The organism is Microbacterium gawkjiense (genome assembly GCF_031932225.1).
Classification (GTDB): domain Bacteria; phylum Actinomycetota; class Actinomycetes; order Actinomycetales; family Microbacteriaceae; genus Microbacterium; species Microbacterium gawkjiense.
The window spans coordinates 1,589,288-1,611,151 of sequence record NZ_JAUZVV010000001.1 but is presented as its reverse complement, the minus strand read 5'-3'; the positions used below and the strand labels follow the sequence as shown (position 1 = coordinate 1,611,151).

The window sequence follows — 21,864 nt, the reverse complement described above, 5'->3', positions numbered from 1 at the left end:
ATAGCCAGCCTGTAAAAACGAGTGACTCGCGCTCTCACGAACGCGTCAGTTCTTCAACAGCAGCAATGAAGTCCCGGGCGACAATCGGAGCAGCAAAGTAATCGACCTGGGTGAACGCGTTGGACGCGATGGCATCAGACTTCGCAGGGTCACCGATACTTCTCAAGCACGCGGCCGCAAGCGATGCAGCGTCGTCCGGCAGGCACTTGTATGCATCAACACCGTCCGTACAGAAATCGTCGAAGCCGCTCCCCGCAGTCACGATCACGGGGCGACCGCTGGCCTTCGCCTCCAGGGCAATATTTCCGAAGGCCTCCCAACGAGATGGACAAAGCACAGTTGTTGCGCTCGCCATTGCACCGTAGAGGAAGTCACCACGTAGGTCGCCGAGGAAATGCACACGCCTCTGGTCGGTGGAAGCCATGAGCGCTCTGAGGCCTTCCTCTCCCAGCTCCTTGGTCGTGTCACCGAGGCCTCCAGCGAAGACAAAGCGCGCATCGGAGACGCTCCTCGCGACGATGTCAAACGCGGCCGCTGCTACGGGCGCCCCTTTGCGTGCTTCCAGGCGGCCAGCGAACAGAAAAAGCGGTCCCGGGGAACCCTCTGCAGCCGGCCATGAACTCGGGATGTTCTTCCGCATCGCAAGATCTTTGACCGCCGCCACGTCGATACAGTTCCGAACGACGCGACTCTTCAGCGCATCGCCGAACCTGGCTTTCAGCATCTTGTCGATGGCGCTTGAAACCGAGATAGCTCCGCGAGACCTCGCGATCTGCATTTCCTCGAGTCGGATCTGGATGAGGTCAGCGACTCGCCTGATTCCGATGCGCCGGGACCGGCCAGGCGTAAGAGAGTTAATCAACCGCATACCAGTCACCACATTCGTGACCAGATTCGCGCTACGCGGCAAGAATGCGCTAATGCCCTGCCACTCAGGCGACACCACAACGGCAGGTTGCAATCTCGAGTAGAGCTTGCGCGCTAGGAGCGGCCGAATGACCAATCGCAGCGGCCTCGGGATGCGACGCGAAACCTTCTCGATCTTGAATTCGACACCTTCGACCTGCGGCGGTGCTTGAATTTCCGATTCAGCAAATAGGAGAACGGTTACCGATATGTCGTGCCGTGCAATCTGAGGCACAAGGGCCGCGTATCTACGCCCCACACCTCCCGTATACGTAGACAAATCAGCGTACTCATTGAGAATGACGAGCCAGTGTTCAGATGCCCTTCCCGCCGTCATGTCAGGTTCCCCAGTAGCGCCGTCCACCGGTCCCGGAAAACATCCTCGCCAAAGTTGACGGCATAGGAATCTGCGATGTCGAGGCGATCGTCATCGATTCGTGCTCGTGACAACGTCCTCTCTACCGAAGAAACCAACTCGTCGAATGCCCCGGGCGTGACAGCCTCGCCTAGACCCACCGCGAGGGTCTCAGGGATGCCCCCCACACCGTATGCGACTGTGGCGGTCCCGACACTCCCGGCTTCGAGGATGGTCAATGGTTGAGCCTCGAATCTGTATTCGGACGGGAAGACCAGAACGTCCGCCGCAGCAAGTTCCTCCCATTTTTTTTCGCCGTCGACATGACCGAGCAAGAATATTCGCTCCGACATCTGAGCTTCGTCAATCTGGTGCCTGAGCAGCGCGAGAATGCGGTCGTCGTTTGATGAGCCTGCTAGCCGGAAAACAACGTCGGGTAAACGCGCTGCGAGTACGCTTGCGAGCCGAACGAAGGTTGACGCCCCCTTCTCGGGCAGCAGATTCGACATGAAGAGCGCAACCCGAACTCGCGAACGATCCCGGTTCTCGAATCGCGATAGCGGGACACGGTCGGGAACTGTATTCGGAATGATTGTGATCTTCGAAGCAGAAAGCTCCTCAAGGTCGGATGCGAGCGAGTTCGTAAGGCAAACGGTCTCGTCCGCTCCAGCTATGAACCAGCGAACAAGACTCCGCCACACGCGTCCTCGTTTAGCGAGATCTGCGAAGCCTACAGTGTGCACGTAATCCACCCTGCGTACTCCTAACAGACGAATGAGAGCTGCGGCCGCACAATCGACGAGGAAGGATGCGGGACGGTTAGTGACGAAGAAGATTAACGCACCGTCATCCGCGGCTCGGCAGACTCTGTAGATCCGGGAAATGAAAATCGGAATGCGCAGAACCTTCGACACTGAGGCGCGACCTACTTCACTGGCAGCCACGCTGAACGGCCTACTGGCCAGTTCGACGCTGTACCCGCTTTCCCTCAGTACTCGCAGGAGTGTCTCGGTCATCACCGTAGAGCCGTGAGTTGGCGGCGGGAGCTGACTTATAACCGCCACAACGCTCCGGGGCATCAAGTGCCCCGGCTCTTCGACAAAGACTGCGCGGCGACGATAGTCATAAACTGAAAGTTGCCGACCAGGTATCGGCGCCATAGCCTCTTCGGGTCAGCTGACAGGCGGAACAACCACTCGACTCCCATTCTTCTTACCCAAACCGGAGCTTCTCTGACCTTCCCCGACATGAAGTCGAACGCAGCCCCGACTCCCGCCGTCGCGACGCCCGTGAGTTCAGCGATCCTCTCGCCAGCGAAGTCCTGTTTCGGCGAGCCGAGACCAATCCAGACGAGGTTTGCGCCGCTCTCGCGAATCATCTCGACCGCTCGCGTTTCAACTTCTCCCTCGAAGGGTGCGTACGGCGGCGACCAGTAACCGGCGACCTGTGCTCCGGGGTAAAGTCTCCGCACCTCGACCACGAGCTTTCGCACGGACGCCTCGGATCCTCCGAGGAAGAAGTGCCTAATCGGCATGTCGGCAGACCTACCCAATGCCTCGCGAAACACGCTCGGTCCCCTCACGTGCGGAGGTTTAGCTAGGCGCGCCCGACGCTTGAGAATCGCAGCAACAGGAAAGCCGTCGGCAAAGTTCCAGCCGCCTCGCTGCACCAACTCCGCGTAATCACTCGACGACGAGGCGGTGACGACACACCACGCGTTGAGGAAGCGGGCCGAAACGGCCGAGCCGTTTTCTGCCTGCTCAAGCAGCCAAGCCACGGCTTCGTCGAAGCTCGTCAAGACGAAGGGAATCTCGCCTACTCGCATCGTTTGCGCTGTATCCACCGCAACCCCTCCAACCAACTTCTTTGAGGCGCCCTTGCCGCGAACCCGGCTGATGCTAGCAGTGGTTCGTTTCGTCGCTGTGTCGCCGGGTCGGAGAAGAATGACGCTCGCTTCGTGTGGTCTCAGGTGACACACGCCGGGAACATTCGTTCGCTACTCTGCTCGAAACGCTCATCGACGGAGACCGTGCGCGGCCTCCGCGCACCCTCGCGCCGGCGAGTTGACGACCTCACCTAGCCCAGGGGGAAACACTGTGACCAAGCGCGCTCTCATCACCGGCATCACCGGCCAGGATGGTTCGTACCTCGCCGAACTGCTGCTGTCGAAGGGATACGAGGTGCACGGTCTGATCCGTCGCGCGTCGACCTTCAACACGCACCGCATCAACCACCTCTACGTCGACCCCCACGACCCGTCCGCGAAGCTGTTCCTGCACTACGGCGACCTCAGCGACGGCGCGCGCATGGTCACGCTCATGAGTGAGATCAACCCCGACGAGGTGTACAACCTCGCCGCGCAGTCGCACGTGCGCGTCTCGTTCGACGAGCCCGAGCACACCGCCGACACCACCGGCACCGGCACGATCCGCCTGCTCGAGGCGGTGCGGCTGTCGGGCATCAAGACGCGGTTCTATCAGGCATCCACCTCGGAGCTGTTCGGGGCGACCCCTCCCCCGCAGGGTGAGGACACCCCGTTCTACCCGCGCTCCCCGTACGGTGTCGCGAAGCTGTACTCGTACTGGATCGTGAAGAACTACCGCGAGGCGTACGACATGTTCGCCGTCAATGGGATCCTGTTCAACCACGAGTCCCCGCGCCGTGGTGAGACGTTCGTGACCCGCAAGATCACCCGCGCCGTCGCCCGGATCAAGGCGGGCGTGCAGAAGGACCTGTACCTGGGCAACCTCGACTCGATCCGCGACTGGGGGTACGCCGCGGAGTACGTCGAGGGCATGTGGCGGATGCTGCAGGTCGACGAGCCGGAGGACTTCGTCCTGGGCACCGGTGTCGGGTACACGATCAAAGACTTCCTCGAGACCTCGTTCGGGCACGTCGGGCTCGACTGGCAGGAGTTCGTCAAGTTCGACGAGCGCTACCTGCGCCCCACTGAGGTCGACGCGCTCATCGGCGACGCCTCCAAGGCGGCCGACAAGCTCGGCTGGGTTCCCACGATCGACGGGAAGGAACTCGCCAAGCTGATGGTTGACGCCGACGTGGAAGCACTCGAAAAGGGTCCCGAATGGATCGACACCGTCAGCCTCGCGTCGTGGGGAACCGCGTGACCGGCGCGGTCGACGGCGTCACCTACACGCCCGGCGCGCTCGACCGCGACGCGACGTTCTACGTCGCCGGGCACCGGGGGCTCGTCGGGTCGGCGATCGTCCGCAAGCTCGAAGCCGAAGGCTTCACCCACGTCGTCGGCAAAAGCTCCGCCGAACTCGACCTGAAGAACCGGGACGACGTGTTCGCGTACATGGGCGAGATCAAACCCCGTTACATCGTGCTCGCCGCCGCGAAAGTCGGTGGGATCCTCGCCAACAGCACCTACCCGGTCGACTTCCTCTCCGACAACATGCGGATCCAGACCAACGTGCTCGACGCGGCACTCGCGAACGACGTCGAACGGGTCGCATTCCTCGGGTCGTCCTGCATCTACCCGAAGTTCGCCGAACAACCCATCCGCGAGGACTCCCTCCTCACCGGGCACCTCGAACCCACCAACGACGCGTACGCGATCGCGAAGATCGCCGGCATCCTCCACACCCAAGCCGTGCGCCGCCAGTACGGGCTGCCGTGGATCAGCGCCATGCCCACCAACCTCTACGGCCCCAACGACAACTTCTCCCCCAAGGGCTCCCACGTCCTCCCGGCCCTCATCCGCCGGTACGACGACGCCGCCAAGACCGGCGCCCCCACCGTCACCAACTGGGGCACCGGCACCCCCCGACGCGAGTTCCTCCACGCCGACGACATGGCCGACGCCGTCCTCCACCTGCTCGAGCACTACGACGGACCCGACCAGGTCAACGTCGGCACCGGCACCGACGTCACCATCCGCGAGATCGCCGACACCATCGCCCACGTCACCGGGTTCACCGGCGACACCGAATGGGACACCACCAAACCCGACGGCACCCCCCAGAAACTCCTCGACGTCTCCAAACTCGCCGAGGCAGGCTGGACCGCCAAGATCAGCCTGGAAGAAGGCCTCGAACGCACCGTCGCCTGGTACCACGACCACGCCGACACCATCCGCCAGTAACCCATGACCTACCGCCACGTCGTGCTCTTCCGCATCCATGACGACGTTGAAGAGCACGACGTGACGCGCGCGGTCGACGCTCTGCGATCGCTGGCCGAGCTGCCGTGCGTCGAGGACTGGCGCATCGCCCGGTCGCTCGATGAGCGGAAGGGTCGCATCCTGATCGAAGAAGCGACGTTCGCCGATGAGGACGCGTTCGCGGCGTTCCGCGAAGACCCGCGTCACCGCGACGTCGCCGCCCGGATGTCCGAGATCTCGGACTGGTGGATCGGCGACTACGTCAGCTGAACGCCGTCGACTGACGCTGCCGCACGCCGACGAGCTCGGCCGACCCCGGCCACATCGGTTCGGGGAGCGCGGCCGGGTCGAAGTACCCGAAGTCGAGGGCCTCGTTCTGCGGCATCGGATCGCCCTCGATGTCGACGACGAACGACAGGCCGATCGAGTGCTTGCGCGGGTCGACGCCGTGCGACGTGCCGTCGGCCGGAGCCACCTCGGGCGGGAACCACTCGTACACGTACGCGGGCTGCGCGTTCGGCTCCACCATGACGCCGACGTCCAGGGTGTCGCGGGCGTGCCGACGAAGGGCCCCGACGACGGTCTCACCGTGCCGCACGCGGCCGCCCAGATGGCACCACACCCGGCCGAAGGGCGAGTCGCGCAGGATCAGTCCGATCTCTCGGCGACCGTCGGGCGCGATGCGCACCGGCACGAAATCGACACAGGCGATCGGGACGGAACGCTCGATGAGCGCGTAGACGTCGTCGGGCAGGAAAGTCACGATTCCCATCTTCGCCCGCGACGCGGTCGGCCGAGCATCCATACTGAGGGGTGCCGGGGCGGATCTGGGTGGTCGCCGGGCGAGGGGGAGACAGATGGCTCGTCATGCGTGGAGCATGATCCTGGCCGGCGCCGCAGGAGTCGGCATGATGCTGATCGGAGCAGTCCCGGCATCCGCTCTAGCCACGCCTGAGGCGGCGGTCAGCGAGTCGCCCGTGGGCGAGGCTCCAGGGCCCACGGTCGACGCGGAGGTCATCAACCTCCCCGACGGGCTCGGGATCAGGCTGGTGGGCACGTTCTTCCTCGACGTGGGCACGCTCACCGTCGAGCTCCACGACGACCCGCTCACGCCCGAAGAAGCCTCGTCGCTGCAGACGCTCGACCCCGACCCGATCATCCTCGGTACCGTCGAGCCCGATGGTGACGGGAGGTTCACCTTCGAGGCGCCCTTCGATCCCACCGCCGGCGCGATCCGGTTCGTGGTGCGCGACGCGCAGGGGACGATCTTCTTCTTCCAGAACATGATCTTCGTGGGGGCCGCCGAACCCGAACCCGCACCGCAGCCCGACGAGGCCACCGGGCCGCGCCTCGCCGATTCGGGCGGACCCTCGATTCCGGCCGGCGCTGCCGCGGCCGCCGCGGTCCTGATCGTGGCCGGTGTCGCGCTCGCCTGGACCGGATCGGGGCGGCGCCGCATCCGCTCATCCTGACCCCACCGGCCACCGAGCTTTCACCTCGCGTCATTTGCCCGACACACCCCTGTGGCAGACTGAGCCGAATTGATCGGACGCCCGACCGGGCGGAGGCACGAGAGGCACCATGGAGCTCAGCGACTACATCCGCGTCCTCCGCAAGAACTGGCTCGTCATCGTCGTGCTGACGCTCGTGGGACTCGGGGCGGCGGCGGCGTACTCGCTGACCCGCACTCCTATATATGAGTCGTCGAGCAGCGTCGCCGTCTCGACGCAGACCGGCGGCACGGCATCCGACATCCAGCAGGGCGCCAACTTCGCGCAGACCCGCATCAACACGTACGTCGGACTGGTGAAGACCCCGATCGTCCTCAACCCGGTCATCGCCGAGCTCGACCTCGGCGTCACGGCCGAGTCCCTCGCCGAGAAGGTCGCCGCCTCGTCGGCGCTCAACACCACGATCATCACGATCACGGTCTCCGACCCCGACGCCGTCGCGGCGGCGGACCTCGCGAACCAGATCGCCGCGAGCCTGTCGACCGTCGTGCCCGAGATCGAGCCGCAGATCGAGGAGGGCGGCAGTCCGATCCGCCTCACTCGCGTCAGCGACGCCCAGCCGGCACTCGCGCCGGCCAGCCCGAACGTCCCGCTGAACCTCGCCCTCGGCGCCCTCGTCGGCCTCGCGCTCGGCATCGGCATCGCCGTGCTGCGCACCGTCCTCGACAACAAGGTGCGCACCCCGCGCGACGCCGAGCAGATCACCTCCTCACCTTCGCTCGGCGCGATCGCCTACGACGCGAAGGCCAAGGAGCGTCCGCTCATCGTCCACGCCGACCCGCTCAGCCCCCGCGCCGAGTCGTTCCGCGCCCTGCGCACCAACCTGCAGTTCCTCGACATGGGCGGCCGGTCGAGCTTCGTCATCACAAGCTCCGTCCCCAGCGAGGGCAAGTCCACGACGACGATCAACCTCGCGATCGCCCTGGCGGATGCCGGCAAGAAGGTCGCCCTCCTCGACACCGACCTGCGCAAGCCCAAGGTCGCCGAATACCTCGGCATCGAGGGCGGCGTCGGTCTCACCGACGTGCTCATCGGGCGCGCCCGCGTCGGCGACGTCATGCTCCCGTGGGGCGGCCGCAGCCTGTTCGTCCTGCCTGCCGGCAAGATCCCCCCGAACCCCAGCGAGCTGCTCGGCTCGAAGCAGATGGGCACCCTCCTCGACGTGCTCGAGCGCGACTTCGACGTCGTCCTCTGCGACGCTCCCCCGCTGCTGCCCGTGACGGATGCCGCCATCCTCGCCCGCAGCACCAGCGGCGCGATCCTCGTCGCCTCGGCCGGCAAGGTCACCCGCCACCAGCTCGAGGGCGCCGTCGAGGCGCTCCACACTGTCGGTGCGAAGGTCGCCGGGTTCGTCATGTCGATGGTGCCGACCCGCGGGCCCGACTCGTACTACAGCGGCTACGGGTACGGCTATGGCTACGGATACGGCGGGTACGGCTACACGCAGGAGCAGCCCAAGGCCGCGCGCGGACGCAAGCGCAAGGCTCCCGTCGCCGTCGTGCCCGACACCGCCCCCGCCATCGGCGAGATCGGCTTCGACTCGCGGCGTGACGCGCGAGGCGCCGGCGACACCGCCGTCCGCTGACCCATGGCACGCCGGTCGCCGGTCCGCCGAGGCCTGCCCTCCGTCGTCGTCGCCGTCCTCGTCGTCGCGCTGACGGTGGCGGTCGGCGGCCTCGTCGCGCTCGCACTCCAGCGCGGCCAGGGCACCCCCGTCGCCGACCGCAGCGCCGACCCCGTTCCTGCGACGACTCCCTCACCGTCACCGTCGGCCTCCGCGGCACCGACGGCGATCGCCGCGCCCGGCGCCGCCGAGCGCTTCCTCGCCGCGGGCGACGACGTGATCTGGCGTGCGATCGCCGGCAGCTGCGGCACAACCGCCCCGGTGGTCGAGCGATCCGACGACGCCGGAGAGACCTGGGACGACGTGACACCCACGTACCGCAACATCGCACAGGTCCGCGCCCTGACCCCCCTCGCCGACACGCAGGCCACCGCCGTCACCGACGTCGGTAGCGACTGCGAGATCCAGGCGCTGCAGACCTTCACCGACGGCGCCTTCTGGTCGCCGTACGAGAAGGTCCTCGCACAATCGACCTACCTCGAAGGCGATGCCGTCGTGATCGACGGGACCGCACTCGCCGCGCCCTGCGCCGAGCCGTGGGGACTGCGCGCCTCCGGCGACACCGCGGCTTTCCTGTGCGGCGGGACCGCGTACGAGACGACGGACGGCCAGACCTCACGCATCGGTGACGGCGTCGTCGCGCTCGACATCCACGACGGCGACGTCGTCGCCGCATCGGTGGCACCGGACTGCGACGGCCTGCAGCTGACCGCTCTGTCGGGCGACGGCCAGGAGATCGCCTGCGTCGACGCGGATGCCGCCGCACCGACGGCCCTGGCTCTCACCGACGACGCGATCTGGCTCTGGAACGCGGACGAACTGACGTCCGCGCCCCGCTGATCCGAGCGCTACGCTTCCCATGGCCGTCATGCAGGAAGGGGGGACGGTGACGCGTCACGATCGTCGCGCCGCGCTGCAACGACGCATCCGCGCCTCTCTCGCCGTGCTGTCCGCACCGGTCGTCAGCGGCGAGTACTTCACGCGGTGGTCGCTCCTCATGTCGTTCGTCGTCGGCACCTTCCTGAGCGTGCCGAGCGTCGGCACCCCCTCGTTCGACGGATACCTGCGGGGCGTCGTCGTCGCGGCCGTCGGGTGGATGCCGCTCGCCGCGCTCGGACTGTTCGCCGCCTACGCCGAGCGACGCCTCGCGTCGAGCCCGGGCGAGCGGGTCGCCGTGATCGCGACGGCCCTCGTCGGATTCTCGGTGATCCGTCCCTTCGTGAACGATGCGGTCAGTGCGTTCCTCTTCGGGCTCTCGACCGGCGGCAACTGGGCGACGCGCATCACCACGAACATCGTCACGTCGGTCATCCTGTTCACCGTCTGCGCGATCGCGGTCACGTACCACCGACGCCTGCGGGCGACCACGCGTCGCCTGCGCTCGGCGAGCGCGCTCATGCGCGTCAGCACGGCCGAAGCCGCCCACCTGCAGAGCACCGTGCCGACCGTGCTCGCGCAGATCGCCGACGACCTGCGGCGGCATCGCGATCTTCTGCTCGACGGCGCCGTCGACTACGACGCGGTGCGCGATTACTCCGCCCGCGTGCGCGCAGCGAGCCATCGACTCGACGAGCTGACGCAGTGGCCGCCGGACGACACCCCTGTCGACATCGATCTCGACGATGCGCGGGGTGTGCCGGTCCTCGCACGCCTCAGCACCACGCCACCGCTGAGCGTCGGACTGACCTACGTCGCGGCGACACTCCCCTTCGGGCTGTCCCACGGCGGTCCCTCGGTCGCCGTGGCGGCGGTGACTGCCTGCGCGGCCCTCGACCTCGCCGCATCTCTCATCACGCGCCGTGCGCGAGGCCTGCGGGTGACGCTGCGCGGTCTCGTGTTCCTGGCGGCCTGGGCCCTCGCGGGGGTGGGAGTGTTGGCGCTCACCTATGCCCTGCTTCCGAACGTCGGCGCTCTCGGTCTGGTGCCGCTGCTGGCGCTGCCGCTCACGGCCTCCGTCATCAGCATGTCCGTCGACGCCTACCGCCGAGCACGAGCCGAAGAGGTACGAGCGACCTCCGTCCTGCGAGCCTCGGCACGCGCCCTGGCGTCCGCCGCCGAGTCGGCGCGTGCACCGCTGCGCCGCGCGAGCGACCTGCTCCACGGCCGCCTGCAGAGCAGGTGTGTGATTCTCGCCGCGCACGTGGACGAGGCCCCCGCCGACGCGGAGACGCTCGACACCTTCCGCACGCAGACCGACGAGGTGCTCGACGAACTCCGCACGGGCGCAAACCTCGTCATCGAGGAGACGATCGAAGATCTCGTCGAGGCATGGTCCGTCGTGATGGACGTGCGCGTCGGCGCCGAGCCCGAGGCACGCGCGGCCTTCGACGACCCCGCCATCGGAGAGCAGGCGAGCCGGCTGATCAATGAGGCGCTCGTCAACGCCGTGAAGCACTCCGCCGCACGCGAGGCAGCCGTCGAGCTGGAACGCACCGGCGACCGGCTGCGGCTGCGCGTCTCGAGCCCCGGCATCCTCTCCCCACGGGCATCCGCGAACGCCGCGCCGCAGGGAATCGGGACACGCGCCGCCGGCACGACCCTCCGTCAGGTCGGAGAGCACGTCGTACTCGAGCGCGAGTTCGAGCTCCCGCCGCAGTGATCCGCCCGCTCAGCCGGCGAGAAGCAGCTCGATCCGCTCGCGCAGCTGCCGCGGCGTGAACGGCTTCGTGACGTAGTCGTCGACTCCCGCCGCCTTCGCGCGCGAGACGTCCTGCGGCGACGAGCGGGCCGTCAGCATCATGATGCGCGTGTCGGCGAAGCCCGGGTCCGACCGCAGTTCCGAGCACACTTCGATGCCCGACTTGATCGGCATCATCCAGTCCAGGATGACGAGGTCCGGATGCCGGGCGTGCGCGGCGTCCAACCCGGCACCACCGTCGTGGACGACGTCCACCTCGTGACCGACGCGCGAGAGCACCTGCTGCAGCAACGACGCGACATCGACGTCGTCCTCCACGACCAGCACATGCGCCACGCGGTCACCTCGCGTCATCCCGCCGAACCCGGACATCGGCGATGGTGCTGAGATTACACTTCGTCACCGCAGAAGAGACACCGCATATACGGTGTGAGCGTGAGCGGGATCCAGAGTGAGCGCGCCGGCCGTGTGCCGGCGTCTCGCCGGATCGCGCTGTGGACGCTCACCGCGCTCTCCATCCTGCTCCTCGCGCTCATCGGCGTCCGCTTGCAGGCGAGTGGACTGCCCATCGCGATCTGGTGGCCCGCCGCCGGTGTCTCGCTCGCTTTCGCGCTGCGGGTCGCACGCGAGCGCCGATGGGTCGTGATCGTCCTGATCTTCGGACTCACTGCCGTCGCCAACGCGATCGGCGGGCGCCCCTGGCAGCTCTGTCTGCTGTACGGCGCCTTCAACGCGGTCGAGATCGTGCTCGTCGTCGGCCTCCTGAGCCGACGCGACAGCACGTTCCGGCTCGACTCCTTGAATGCCGCCACGCGGTTCGTGGGCGCGGTGCTCGCCTCCGCCGCCGTCGCGGCCGTCGGCATCACCACCGCGAACGTCGTCGTCGACGGCGGCGGCTTCTTCCCCACGTCGGTCGTCATCTTCGCCTCGCACAGTTCGGCGATGATGCTGATCGGAAGCCTCGCGATCCTGCCCCGCGACGGCGGCCCGCGCGCCCACCTGGCCGAACTCGTCGCGCATGTCCTGGTCGTCGGCGGCGCCGTCGTCCTCGCCTTCGGCCCGCTCGGGTACACCCAGCTGTCGTTCCTGACCTTCGCCGCTCTGGCAGCCGGATGCCTGCGCTTCCCGCTCCGCGTCGCGATCTGGTCCTCCCTCATCACCTCAGTCGCCGTCCTCCTGCTCACCCTCACCTCCGGAGGAACCGCGAAGCTCGGCACCGTCGGGTCCCCCGAGGCCGCCGTTACCCTCGTGGTGTTCATGAGCGCCATCGGCCTGTTCACCGTCCTCGTCTCCGTCGCACGGTTCGAGGGGCGCCGCAACGCCGCCGTAGCGGTGCAGGCCGCGGAGGAGATCGCCGCCGCAGAGCGCGCACGCGCATCCGCCATGGCCACCCAGCTCGATCTCGAGCGTCAACGCGAGGACTTCGTCACGGCCGCCAGTCACGAGTTGCGCACCCCCGTCACCACCGTGCTCGGGTACGCCGACCTGCTGGGCGAGTCGCCGCTCACGGCCGAGCAGCGCTCGTGGGTCGACTCCACGCGACGAGGTGCCGCGCGACTTGCCGGCCTGCTGGACGGACTGACGCAGGCAGCCGCCGGGGGCGAGCGGGTCCGCCTGTCCGTCGACGACCTCATCGGTGACGTCTGCGCGGCGCACCACGCCGAGGCCGTCGCGCGCCGCACGGACCTCGTGACGACGCGATCCGGCCTGCACGTGACCGCGGTCGAATCCGACGCCCGGCGAGCGCTGTGGAGCCTGGTCGCCAACGCCGTCACCTTCGCCGAAGCTGGAACCGTCGAGGTCTCCGCCCGACGCGCCGGCGACGACGTCACGATCGCCGTGTCCGACGACGGTCCCGGGATGTCCCCCACCACGCTCGCGAACGCCTTCCAACGCTTCTTCCGCGGCCCCGAAGCCGAGGGGCGCACGGCGAGCGGGATCGGTCTCGGCCTCGCGACCGCCCGCGACCTGGCCCGCCGCAACGACGGCGACATCACCCTGACCTCGACACCGGGCGAGGGTGTCGTCGCCACACTCCGGCTACCGTCGGCGTAGACCGATGACATCTCCGACACACGGGTGTTACAGGCCCCTGGTACGGTGCATCCGAGAGCGCGTGAGAGCACTCTCGTGTGGGGGGAAAGATGGCGAGCACGATGACCGCCGACACCGGGGGTGAGCAGGCCGAGCGGATGCCGCACGCCGCCGCGCCTGCAACTCGTTCGGTCTCGTGGCGTCGCGTCTACGCCCGGCGCCTGTGGGTCAGCGACCTCCTCGCTCTGATCTGGGTGGTCTACGGCACCCAGATCGCCTGGTTCGGCCTCGGCGCCGCAGAGATCGCCATCCGCGACGGCAGGGTGGCGGGCGAGATCTCGTACTGGACCTTCTCGACCGGGCTCATCCTGGTGTGGATGCTGACCCTCAGCCTCGCCGACACCCGCGATTACCGGGTGATCGGCGCCGGCTCGGCCGAGTACGCGCGGATCGCCCGGTCGAGCGTCACCCTCTTCGGAGTCATCGCGATCGTCGCGTTCCTGACGCAGATCGAGGTCGCGCGCGGCTTCCTGCTCATCAGCCTGCCCCTCGGCATCCTCGTCCTTCTCTTCGAACGGTGGCTCTGGCGGCAGTGGCTCATCGCCCAGCGCCGCACGGGCGACTTCTCGGCGCGCGTCCTGCTGGTCGGGTCGCGACAGTCGGTCGTCGACATCGCGAACGAGCTCGTCCGCACCCCGAGCGCGGGGTACCTCGTCGTCGGCGCCTGCATCCCGGGTGCGGCGGTCGCCGACACGGTCGAGGGCACCGACATCCCGATCATCGGGTCGATCTCGGGCCTCCGCAGCGCGATGGAGGTCACGAACGCCGACACCGTCGTCGTGACCAGCACCGACGAACTGCCCGCCGACAAGGTGAAGCAGATCTCGTGGAGCCTCGAGGCGGGCAGGCAGCACCTCGTGATCGCCCCCGGCATCGCCGACATCGCCGGCCCCCGCATCAGCAGCCGCCCCGTCGCCGGCCTGCCCCTGCTGCACGTCGAGACGCCGCGTTTCAGCGGCGGTCAGCGTGTCGCCAAGCGCATCCTCGACGTGAGCGCGGCGTCGCTCGGCGTGGCGCTCATCAGCCCGGTCCTGTTGTTCCTCGCCGCATCGATCCGGCTGTCCAGCCCCGGCCCGATCCTCTTCCGCCAGACGCGCGTCGGTCACGGCGGCCGCGAGTTCACGATGCTGAAGTTCCGCTCGATGGTGGTCGACGCCGAGCAGCGCCTCGACGCCCTCCTCGAGCAGGAGCGGGATGCCGGCAACACCGTCCTCTTCAAGATGAGGAACGACCCCCGGGTCACCCCCATCGGTCGCATCATGCGGCGGCTCAGCCTCGACGAACTGCCCCAGCTGTTCAACGTCATCGGCGGATCGATGTCGCTCGTCGGCCCCCGCCCGCCGCTGCCGCGCGAGGTGGAGCTCTACGCCGATCACGTCCACCGGCGATTCCTCGTCAAGCCCGGCATCACCGGACTGTGGCAGGTCAGCGGCCGTTCCTCGCTGTCGTGGGAGGAGTCGGTGCGGCTCGACCTGTCGTACGTCGAGAACTGGACGCTCGTCGGCGACGTCGTCATCCTCTTCAAGACCGCACGAGCCGCGCTCGCTCCCGGCGACACCGCCTTCTGACGTCGCGCGCTCTGCGCGTGGTTACACTGGCGACGGAGCCAACTGATGCCGACAACCGAAAGCCGCTGGGCGGACAGTCAGCTCATCGGCACGCGTGTGAGATCCGTGTGGCAGTGGCAGCTCATCTTCACCTTCAGCGTCGTCGTGATCACGCTGGTCGTCGGCATCCTCGATGTGACGCTGCTGGCGAGCACCGGCTATCTCATCGGCGTCTTCGTCATCATCATCTGTTCGATCGCGACCCTGGTCACGCCGTGGGCGAGGGTGCCGCGTCACGCGGCTTTCGTCCTCCCCCTCGTCGACATCGTCGCCATCGGCTTCCTGACCCTCGAACAACCCAGCCTCGGGTACCTGTGGCTGTTCCCGATCGCGTGGGTCGCGACATACTTCGGCACGGCCGAGATCGTGCTGTCCATCAGTGCCGTCGGGGTCATGAGCCTGGCCGACCCCTCGCGCTGGGGCTTCTCCCCCGAGGTCATCGTCGAGCTCCTGATCATCCTGCTCGCCCTCACGTTCCTCGCCATCACGATCGCCGTCGGCGCACGACGCACCCGGGCCTTCCGAATCCTCGCCCGAAACCAGGCCCAACGACTGACGGCGACCGTCGACCGGGTGCAGTCGGCCGAGCAGCGGGTCAACTCCCTCTTCGACTCGATCTCGGTCGCTCTGGCGCGTGTCACGCGCGGCGGCGAGATCGTCTCCGCCAACGCGGCGTACCGCGCGCTCTACTCCCTCGACACGCAGGATCTGCGGTTCCCGCTCGGCGGCGCCGTCGAATACTCCGACTACCGCGGCCGCGCGCTCAGTCCCAGCGAGACGGCCATCGCGCGCGCAGGCCGCGGTGAGGTGGTCGAGAACGAACGCCTCTGGCTCTTCGACCGCACCGGCACGTGGCGCGCCCTCGGGCTGTCCATCCGCGATGCGGCACCGAACTCGCTGGGCCAGCCCACGGCCGTGATCGAGCTGGCGGATCTCACCGCCGTCGCCGAAGCCCAGCGGGAACGACCGCACGTCACGCGCGTGGTGGCGCACGAGCTGCGCAACCCGCTGACCGTGATCCTCGGCCACGCCGATCTGCTGCTCGAAGGTTCGAACCTGACGCCCGGCCAGCGCGACCACCTCGACGTCATCGAGTCGGCGAGCGAGCGGATGCTCACCCTGATCCAGGGGCTGCTCGCCCAGTCGACGGATGCCGAGGACCACCGCGCCACGTTCGACGCCGCGCACCTGGTCGAGGCTTCCATCGCGGCATTCGAGCCGGCGGCATCCGCTTCGGCACTCGCGATCGATCCGGTCGTCGCCGGCCCCCTCCCCGTCGACGGAGACGAGTTCCGCCTGCGGCAGGTCGTCGACAACATCATGAGCAACGCCATCAAGTACAGCGATCGCGGCACGCTGCGGGTCACCGCGGGGCTCGACGATGACGGGTGCGTGGTGATCTCGGTCGCCGACGAGGGCATCGGTATGACCCCCGAGGACGTCGAGCGGGTGTTCACGCCGTACTTCCGCGCCCAGAACGCGCAGGAGGGGTCCGCCCAGGGCACGGGCCTCGGCATGGGGATCACCCGCGACATCGTCGAGGCCCACGGGGGTAGCATCGCGGTGGAGAGCGCTCTCGGACGCGGGACGACCGTCACGGTCCGTCTCCCCGCCGCAGGTCGTGAGGAGGGGGGTGAACGATGACTCACGTCGATGTGACCATCGTGCTGGTCGCCTTCTCGACAGCGTGCACGATCATGATGATCGGCCTTGGCTTCCTGGCCTTTCCGGGACGAGCGGCCGCCATCTGGTCCTCCGGGTTCGCGGTCGCCATGCTGAGCTGCTACCTGCTCGTCGCCGCGGACCAGATCGATTCGAGTCTGGTGCGGGCCGCGGCGCACGGCCCGATCCTGTGCGCATCCGGCTTCATCTGGGTGGGCCTGCGCGCGCGCCGTGGACGCGAGCCGATCATGCTGATCCCCACGATCACCGTCTTCAGCGTGTTGACCGTGGCGCTGGGCCTCACCGCGGAGACGGATGTCTACGGGTTGGTCTTCCGCGTCGCCTTCGCTGTGGGGGCCGTCGTATCGGGACTGGCCGTGTCGGAACTCGTCCGCCTGCGCCGGCCGGAGCTGGAGATGTCTCTTCCGCTGCTCGTCGCGTCGGTCGGATTCGTCGGGCTCGCGCTCCTCGTGGGCATCGACGGCATCATCCGGTGGGTGAACAGACAGGGTGGACAGACCGAGGCGGACATGTCCGGGCTCTACGCGCTCAACGAGCTCGTCGCCCTGCTGTATCTCGTGTGCGCGCTGGTCACGCTTCTCTATCTCGCGCGTCGCGGCTCGCAGAGCGCGGATCCGCAGCAGACACCGGACTTCTCGACGATCGCGCGCGACCGCCTCGCCCGCGCGAGAGCCGCCGACGACCGCTGGTGGTCCCTTCTCGACATCCGCCTCGACGATCCGGGTGAGCTGCTCGAGGCATCGAGCGGCCGGGCCTTCCAGCGCGTGACCACTCGCTTCGCGAACGACATCCGCGACGTGATGCCGCCCGAGGCCGACCTGCACGCCGTGTCACGAACGCAGGTCCTCGTCCTGCTGCCGCGTCCCGACACCGCCGTGAGGGGACTCATGTCGCAGCTGCTCGAGCGGATCGGCACGTTTACGGACCAGCAGGCCGTGCCCGTCCGGCTGTCGGCGAGCATCGGCGTGGCTGCCGCGCCCCTCGCGGACTGGGACCTCGACCGCCTGCGCGCGGCGGCAAGCGACGCCGCCGCGCACGCACAGGTCTCGGGCGGCGACCGCTGGGAGCGCGCGGTCTTCGCCCCCTGATCCGGCGCGGTCGGCCGACCCCCGTAGGATCATGCCGATGCCCGAGACCTTCCTGCCCCCTGCCGCCCGCACCGCGGGGCGCGTCGTCGTGTGGGTCCTCGGGCTCGCGCTCCTGTTCGTCCTCTTCGCCCTGGGGTGGATCGCGGTGCGCGGGTACCTCGCCTACGACCACCTCTCGAGCGCGCAGAAGCGGGCGCCCGAGATCGCGTCGGACCTCGGCGACCTGAGCGCCGCGGGTGAGGCGATCGACGAGATCGCGCGCCACACCTCCGCCGCGCGCGAGTTGACCTCCGACCCCCTCTGGCAGGGCGCCGAGGGCGTGGCCTGGATCGGCCCGCAGCTCGCCGCAGTCGCCGACGTCGCCGCGGCGGTCGACGACGTCGTCACCGGCACCGCCCGCCCCATCGCCTCCGTCGCCGTCGGGTTCGGTGCCGAGGCGTTCGTCCCCGTCGACGGACGCATCGACACGTCGGCGTTCGCGGCGCTCGCGGATCCGGCCACGGATGCCGCGGGGGTCGCGGCATCCGCTCGTGACGACGTGGCCGCGATCGACCGCACCCCCCTCGTCGCCCCCATCGCCGACGCCGTCGACCAGCTGGGCGACGCCCTCTCGCAGGTCGCCGCGGGGACCGACGCCCTCGCGCGTGCCAGCACTCTCCTGCCGTCGATGCTCGGCGCGGAGGGTGCGCGCAACCACATGGTGCTGGTCCAGAACAATGCCGAGTGGCGCTCGCTCGGCGGGATCGTCGGTGCGACCACCTTCTTGCGGACGGACGATGGTCGGATCACGCTGACAGGGCAGCTGAGTTCGGGCGACGCGGACAACTACCGGACGTCGGTGCTCGACCTCGGCGAGTACGCGACGATCTACCAGGACAAGCCCGGTCGGTATCTGCAGAACGTCACCCAGGTGCCGGACTTCTCGCTCAGCGCTCGTCTCGCGCAGGAGTTCGCCGCCCGCGAAGGGCGCGAGGTCTCGAGCGTCATCGCCATCGATCCGGTTGCGCTGTCCTACCTGCTGGAGGCCACGGGCCCCGTGCGCCTGCCCACCGGCGACGAGCTCACCAGCACGAATGTGGTGAAACTCCTCCTCTCGGACGTCTACGCCCGCTACGACGACACGCGCCAGCAAGACGCCTTCTTCGCGGCCGCCGCGGCTTCCGTCTTCGAGGCTCTCACCGCAGGCGACGTGGATCCGGCGAAGCTCGTCGCGGCACTCGGACGGGCGGGGAGCGAACACCGCCTCTCGCTATGGAGCGCTGACGACGCCGAACAGAAGATCCTCGCCGGCACCACCCTCGCGGGCGCTCCACCCCGCAACTCGACGGACACCGCACGGCTGGGCGTCTACTTCAACGACGGCGGCGGCTCGAAGATGGACTACTACGTTCGACCGGACGTCCAGCTGCAGTGGACCGGATGTGCTGCTGGACGCAGCCCCCGAACGTTGCAGCTATCCGTGACACTCGCGAACACGGCGCCCGCAGACGCAGCGACCTCCCTCCCCGCCTACGTCGTGGCAGATGACTTCTTCGGCGTTCCCGGCGGCACCGCCCGCGTCGTCGGCGAGGTCTACCTGCCCGAGGGCTTCGAGGTCGCCTCCTCCGAGATCACGACGGAGCGCGGGTTCGGCGGCGGCATGGTCGGCGGCCGCCAGGTGCTGTCGTACTCGGTCGACCTGAAACCCGGCGACACGCAGACGGTGACGATCGAGGTCACCGCCGACACCGACATCCGCGACGCCGAGGCATGGGTCACCCCCACCGCCGACGCCGACCTCCCGCCGGTCGTGCGCACATCGTGCGACCCCGCCGACGGCGCGGTCCTCGACTGACCCGGCCGGCACCCCGAATCGTCACGCGACGGAAACCCCAGGTCGGGCGGCCTCGGTTACACTCAGGTGAGTACCCGGCCTGAAAGCAGCATCCATGCGCCGTCTCCCCCGCGCCCTCCTCACGACCACCGTCTTCGCGACACTGGCCGTCGGCGCGCCCGTCGCCGCTCACGCCTCGACGATCTACCCGCCGGTCGACGCCTGCCAGTCGGATGCCGCCGGTGCCGGCCCGGGCGACACGGTCAGCTTCTCGTGCGACGACACCACCTTCGGCCCGAACGAGACCGTCACGGTCACCGTCACGGGCGAGAACGGCGCCGGCGCGACCTTCGCGATGGTGCGCATGGCCGTCTCGACGGCGAGCGCCGTGTACGAGTCCGACGCGAGCGGGGCGCTGCCCACCGTCCGCATCACCCTGCCCTCCGACGCCCGCGGGGTGTACAACATCGCCGCCGTCTCGGCGACCTCGGCAGGCGGCACCGCCAGCGCCGTGATCGACACCAGCCAGAGCACCGACCCGCTCGTGCGCGCGGGCTTCGACGGCAGCCAGCTCACGGGCCTGTGGATCGGCGCCGGCGCGCTCGTCGCGGCGGGTGCCGTCATCCTCGTCGCCGCGGGCCTGCGTCGCCGACGCGACCGGATCGACGACTGACGTCAGGCGACGTCGGGCTTCGCCCGCGCGATCGGCTCAGCCGTCACCAGGATCGGCAGGTGGTCGCTCGCGCCCTGCGGCAGCGTCCGCACCTGCTGGATCTCGAACCCGCTCGAGGTCGCGAAGTCGTAGTAACCCTTGAAGAACTTGTACCGCGTGTACGTGCGCGCATCGCTGAGACTCAGCTCGTATCCGCTCTCGCGGATGACCTGCCCGAGGTTCTCCTTGAACACCGGGTAGTTGAAGTCGCCGACCATGAGGATCGGCGCGCCCTTGCCGAGGCTCGACAGCTCGCGCAGCGCCGCCCGGATCTGGTGGCGCCGCAGCGAGTTCAGCGCGGTGAGGGGCGCTGCGTGGAAGGACGCGACGATGAAGTCGGTGCCGTTGTCGATGTCACGCAGGTGGAGTCCCAGCATCCGCTCGTCGGCCGGCTTGAGGACGATGTCGTGCAACGACTTCTTGAGCGAGAAGGTGCGGCTCGCACCGGGGCGGAACCCGTTCTCGCGGTAGTAGATCGCCAGACCCAGCCGGTTCGAGCGGGTCGCGTCGGCGAGCACGAGACCGCCGATGCGCTCGGGCATGTCGGTCGTGTCCACCTCTTGCAGACACAGCACATCGACGTCGTAGCGGCTCGCCAGTTCGGTGAGTTCGCCCGCTGCGGCGTGCTTGCGCAGGTTGTACGAGACGACAGTGATCATCGGGGTATCAGCCTATGACTAGAGTTCAAGAGTGGCTCCCAGGAAGAAGCTGCGGATGCCCCCGGCCCGCGTACTCGTCCCCCTGGGCATCGTGCTGGGACTCGTCGTGGTCCTCGTTCTCGTCGGCGTCATCGGAGGTGCCGTGACCCGCGGATTCCACGCCCTCACGGCGCGTGCCCCCGAGATGGGGACGACGGTCATCGCGCCGACCCAGGCGAAGGCCGCCGCAGCCGCGCGCGAGCTCTCCGGTGAGCAGAAGGATGCCGCCGACTACCTCGCCGCGCAGCCCACCGCCTACTGGCTGACTCCCGAGCAGGACCCCATCGGCACCGCCGGCGGGACCGTGCTCGACCTCATCTCCCAGGCGCGTGACCAGGGACGCTCCGTCGCACTGGTGGTCTACGGCCTGCCCGGGCGCGACTGCGGCAACCACTCCGCCGGGGGCCTGTCCGAGCAGGACTACCCGGTCTGGCTGCGCGAGATCGGCTCGGCCCTCGAGACCGCGCCCGACGTGCAGAAGATCGTCGCGCTCGAGCCCGACAGCATCGCCCTGTCGGAGGAGTGCGGCAACATCTCCGATCGCGCGCGCCAGCTCAGCACGGCGGTCGACCTGATCACGTCGCCGAACACCTGGATCTACATCGACGGCGGGCACAGCAACTGGCTGCCGCCGCAGAAGATGGCCGACCTCATCCGGCAGACCGGTGTCATCGACCGGGTGCGCGGCTTCGTAACGAACGTCTCGAACTACCAGTCCCCCGCCGACGAGTTCACCTACGCGGCATCCCTGTCGTCGCTCCTCGACGGTGCGCACGCCATCGTCGACACCTCCCGCAGCGGCGCGGCGACCTCGGGCGGCGAATGGTGCAACCCGCCGGGACAGCTCGTCGGAGACCCGGGCGGCACCTTCCACGACACCGTCGTCGACACGAACCTCTGGATCAAACCGCCGGGCGAGAGCGACGGCGAGTGCAACGGCGGACCGGCGGCCGGTGTCTACTGGCCCGAAGCCGGCGTCGAGCTGACGCGGGACGTCCGGTGAGCGCGGCTG

Annotated in this window: 20 protein-coding genes; 14 read left to right on the top strand and 6 right to left on the bottom strand. The window is 68.3% G+C overall.

Annotated elements, in window-relative coordinates; translation table 11 throughout:
• Nucleotides 1-34: 34 nt before the first annotated feature.
• From Q9S71_RS07770 to Q9S71_RS07760, 3 genes are all read right to left on the bottom strand, one after another.
• The gene (locus Q9S71_RS07770; RefSeq protein WP_311861549.1) at nucleotides 35-1,243 is read right to left on the bottom strand and encodes a glycosyltransferase family 4 protein; all 1,209 of its coding nucleotides are present in this window, start codon (nucleotides 1,241-1,243) and stop codon (nucleotides 35-37) included.
• Nucleotides 1,240-2,277, bottom strand: a complete 1,038-nt coding sequence (locus tag Q9S71_RS07765) for a glycosyltransferase family 4 protein (RefSeq protein ID WP_311861548.1) — start codon at nucleotides 2,275-2,277, stop codon at nucleotides 1,240-1,242. The genes Q9S71_RS07770 and Q9S71_RS07765 overlap by 4 nt, the downstream gene beginning before the upstream one ends.
• A gap of 62 nt (nucleotides 2,278-2,339) precedes the next feature.
• Nucleotides 2,340-3,059: a WecB/TagA/CpsF family glycosyltransferase gene (locus Q9S71_RS07760; RefSeq protein ID WP_311861547.1), complete on the bottom strand. Its 720-nt coding sequence runs from the start codon at nucleotides 3,057-3,059 to the stop codon at nucleotides 2,340-2,342.
• Between the two features lie 298 nt (nucleotides 3,060-3,357).
• Here Q9S71_RS07760 and gmd point away from each other — a divergent pair, with 298 nt between their 5' ends.
• The 3 genes from gmd to Q9S71_RS07745 are packed head-to-tail and all read left to right on the top strand — an operon-like array spanning nucleotide 3,358 to nucleotide 5,654.
• Nucleotides 3,358-4,386, top strand: a complete 1,029-nt coding sequence (gene gmd / locus Q9S71_RS07755; protein WP_311861546.1) for a GDP-mannose 4,6-dehydratase — start codon at nucleotides 3,358-3,360, stop codon at nucleotides 4,384-4,386.
• Nucleotides 4,344-5,366 (top strand): GDP-L-fucose synthase family protein, encoded by a 1,023-nt coding sequence (locus tag Q9S71_RS07750; RefSeq protein WP_422880336.1) that lies wholly within the window; start codon nucleotides 4,344-4,346, stop codon nucleotides 5,364-5,366. The genes gmd and Q9S71_RS07750 overlap by 43 nt, the downstream gene beginning before the upstream one ends.
• A 3-nt stretch (nucleotides 5,367-5,369) precedes the next feature.
• Nucleotides 5,370-5,654 carry a Dabb family protein gene (locus Q9S71_RS07745; RefSeq protein ID WP_311861543.1) on the top strand — a complete coding sequence of 95 codons (285 nt, stop codon included), beginning with the start codon at nucleotides 5,370-5,372 and terminating at the stop codon, nucleotides 5,652-5,654.
• Here Q9S71_RS07745 and Q9S71_RS07740 read toward each other — a convergent pair.
• Entirely contained in the window at nucleotides 5,647-6,147 is a 501-nt protein-coding gene (locus Q9S71_RS07740) for a DUF4916 domain-containing protein (RefSeq protein WP_311861542.1), read from the bottom strand. The genes Q9S71_RS07745 and Q9S71_RS07740 overlap by 8 nt on opposite strands.
• 94 nt (nucleotides 6,148-6,241) lie before the next feature.
• Between Q9S71_RS07740 and Q9S71_RS07735 the strand changes: the two genes are divergently transcribed.
• The 4 genes from Q9S71_RS07735 to Q9S71_RS07720 all read left to right on the top strand — a co-directional run bounded on the left by Q9S71_RS07735 (nucleotide 6,242) and on the right by Q9S71_RS07720 (nucleotide 11,118).
• Nucleotides 6,242-6,856, top strand: coding sequence for a hypothetical protein (locus Q9S71_RS07735; RefSeq protein ID WP_311861541.1), 615 nt, complete (start codon nucleotides 6,242-6,244; stop codon nucleotides 6,854-6,856).
• Between the two features lie 109 nt (nucleotides 6,857-6,965).
• Complete coding sequence (locus Q9S71_RS07730; RefSeq protein WP_311861540.1) at nucleotides 6,966-8,480, top strand: tyrosine-protein kinase domain-containing protein; 1,515 nt, start codon at nucleotides 6,966-6,968, stop codon at nucleotides 8,478-8,480.
• Between the two features lie 3 nt (nucleotides 8,481-8,483).
• The gene (locus Q9S71_RS07725; protein ID WP_311861539.1) at nucleotides 8,484-9,359 is read left to right on the top strand and encodes a hypothetical protein; all 876 of its coding nucleotides are present in this window, start codon (nucleotides 8,484-8,486) and stop codon (nucleotides 9,357-9,359) included.
• Between the two features lie 46 nt (nucleotides 9,360-9,405).
• A complete protein-coding gene (locus Q9S71_RS07720) occupies nucleotides 9,406-11,118 on the top strand; it encodes a sensor histidine kinase (protein WP_311861538.1) in 1,713 nt (570 codons plus the stop codon).
• 9 nt (nucleotides 11,119-11,127) lie between these two features.
• On the opposite strand, the gene Q9S71_RS07715 is transcribed toward Q9S71_RS07720, so the two are convergent.
• The gene (locus Q9S71_RS07715) at nucleotides 11,128-11,493 is read right to left on the bottom strand and encodes a response regulator transcription factor (protein ID WP_311861537.1); all 366 of its coding nucleotides are present in this window, start codon (nucleotides 11,491-11,493) and stop codon (nucleotides 11,128-11,130) included.
• 99 nt (nucleotides 11,494-11,592) lie between these two features.
• Between Q9S71_RS07715 and Q9S71_RS07710 the strand changes: the two genes are divergently transcribed.
• The 6 genes from Q9S71_RS07710 (at nucleotide 11,593) to Q9S71_RS07685 (ending at nucleotide 20,115) form a co-directional block, all read left to right on the top strand.
• The gene (locus tag Q9S71_RS07710; protein ID WP_311861536.1) at nucleotides 11,593-13,212 is read left to right on the top strand and encodes a sensor histidine kinase; all 1,620 of its coding nucleotides are present in this window, start codon (nucleotides 11,593-11,595) and stop codon (nucleotides 13,210-13,212) included.
• A gap of 89 nt (nucleotides 13,213-13,301) precedes the next feature.
• Nucleotides 13,302-14,819 carry a sugar transferase gene (locus Q9S71_RS07705; RefSeq protein WP_311861535.1) on the top strand — a complete coding sequence of 506 codons (1,518 nt, stop codon included), beginning with the start codon at nucleotides 13,302-13,304 and terminating at the stop codon, nucleotides 14,817-14,819.
• A gap of 45 nt (nucleotides 14,820-14,864) precedes the next feature.
• The gene (locus tag Q9S71_RS07700) at nucleotides 14,865-16,502 is read left to right on the top strand and encodes a sensor histidine kinase (protein ID WP_311861534.1); all 1,638 of its coding nucleotides are present in this window, start codon (nucleotides 14,865-14,867) and stop codon (nucleotides 16,500-16,502) included.
• Entirely contained in the window at nucleotides 16,499-17,629 is a 1,131-nt protein-coding gene (locus tag Q9S71_RS07695; protein ID WP_311861532.1) for a nucleotidyl cyclase domain-containing protein, read from the top strand. Before Q9S71_RS07700 ends, Q9S71_RS07695 begins: the two co-directional genes overlap by 4 nt.
• Nucleotides 17,630-17,666: 37 nt before the next feature.
• Nucleotides 17,667-19,463: a DUF4012 domain-containing protein gene (locus Q9S71_RS07690; RefSeq protein WP_311861530.1), complete on the top strand. Its 1,797-nt coding sequence runs from the start codon at nucleotides 17,667-17,669 to the stop codon at nucleotides 19,461-19,463.
• A 94-nt stretch (nucleotides 19,464-19,557) separates the two neighbouring features.
• Nucleotides 19,558-20,115 (top strand): cell wall protein, encoded by a 558-nt coding sequence (locus tag Q9S71_RS07685; protein ID WP_311861528.1) that lies wholly within the window; start codon nucleotides 19,558-19,560, stop codon nucleotides 20,113-20,115.
• Between the two features lie 2 nt (nucleotides 20,116-20,117).
• Here the strand turns inward: Q9S71_RS07685 and Q9S71_RS07680 are convergent, their stop codons facing one another.
• Nucleotides 20,118-20,813: an endonuclease/exonuclease/phosphatase family protein gene (locus Q9S71_RS07680; protein ID WP_311861526.1), complete on the bottom strand. Its 696-nt coding sequence runs from the start codon at nucleotides 20,811-20,813 to the stop codon at nucleotides 20,118-20,120.
• A 31-nt stretch (nucleotides 20,814-20,844) separates the two neighbouring features.
• Here Q9S71_RS07680 and Q9S71_RS07675 point away from each other — a divergent pair, with 31 nt between their 5' ends.
• On the top strand, nucleotides 20,845-21,855 hold the full coding sequence (locus Q9S71_RS07675) for a glycoside hydrolase family 6 protein (protein WP_311861525.1): 1,011 nt from the start codon (nucleotides 20,845-20,847) through the stop codon (nucleotides 21,853-21,855).
• Nucleotides 21,856-21,864 lie beyond the last annotated feature (9 nt).

Coding starts and splice junctions, on each gene's coding strand:
- Q9S71_RS07770 (WP_311861549.1), bottom strand. CDS start 1,243: ATGACGGCGGGAAGGGCATCTGAACACTGGCTCGTCATTCTCAATGAG.
- Q9S71_RS07765 (WP_311861548.1), bottom strand. CDS start 2,277: ATGACCGAGACACTCCTGCGAGTACTGAGGGAAAGCGGGTACAGCGTC.
- Q9S71_RS07750 (WP_422880336.1), top strand. CDS start 4,344: ATGGATCGACACCGTCAGCCTCGCGTCGTGGGGAACCGCGTGACCGGC.
- Q9S71_RS07745 (WP_311861543.1), top strand. CDS start 5,370: ATGACCTACCGCCACGTCGTGCTCTTCCGCATCCATGACGACGTTGAA.
- Q9S71_RS07735 (WP_311861541.1), top strand. CDS start 6,242: ATGGCTCGTCATGCGTGGAGCATGATCCTGGCCGGCGCCGCAGGAGTC.
- Q9S71_RS07730 (WP_311861540.1), top strand. CDS start 6,966: ATGGAGCTCAGCGACTACATCCGCGTCCTCCGCAAGAACTGGCTCGTC.
- Q9S71_RS07725 (WP_311861539.1), top strand. CDS start 8,484: ATGGCACGCCGGTCGCCGGTCCGCCGAGGCCTGCCCTCCGTCGTCGTC.
- Q9S71_RS07705 (WP_311861535.1), top strand. CDS start 13,302: ATGGCGAGCACGATGACCGCCGACACCGGGGGTGAGCAGGCCGAGCGG.
- Q9S71_RS07700 (WP_311861534.1), top strand. CDS start 14,865: ATGCCGACAACCGAAAGCCGCTGGGCGGACAGTCAGCTCATCGGCACG.
- Q9S71_RS07695 (WP_311861532.1), top strand. CDS start 16,499: ATGACTCACGTCGATGTGACCATCGTGCTGGTCGCCTTCTCGACAGCG.
- Q9S71_RS07690 (WP_311861530.1), top strand. CDS start 17,667: ATGCCCGAGACCTTCCTGCCCCCTGCCGCCCGCACCGCGGGGCGCGTC.
- Q9S71_RS07685 (WP_311861528.1), top strand. CDS start 19,558: ATGCGCCGTCTCCCCCGCGCCCTCCTCACGACCACCGTCTTCGCGACA.
- Q9S71_RS07680 (WP_311861526.1), bottom strand. CDS start 20,813: ATGATCACTGTCGTCTCGTACAACCTGCGCAAGCACGCCGCAGCGGGC.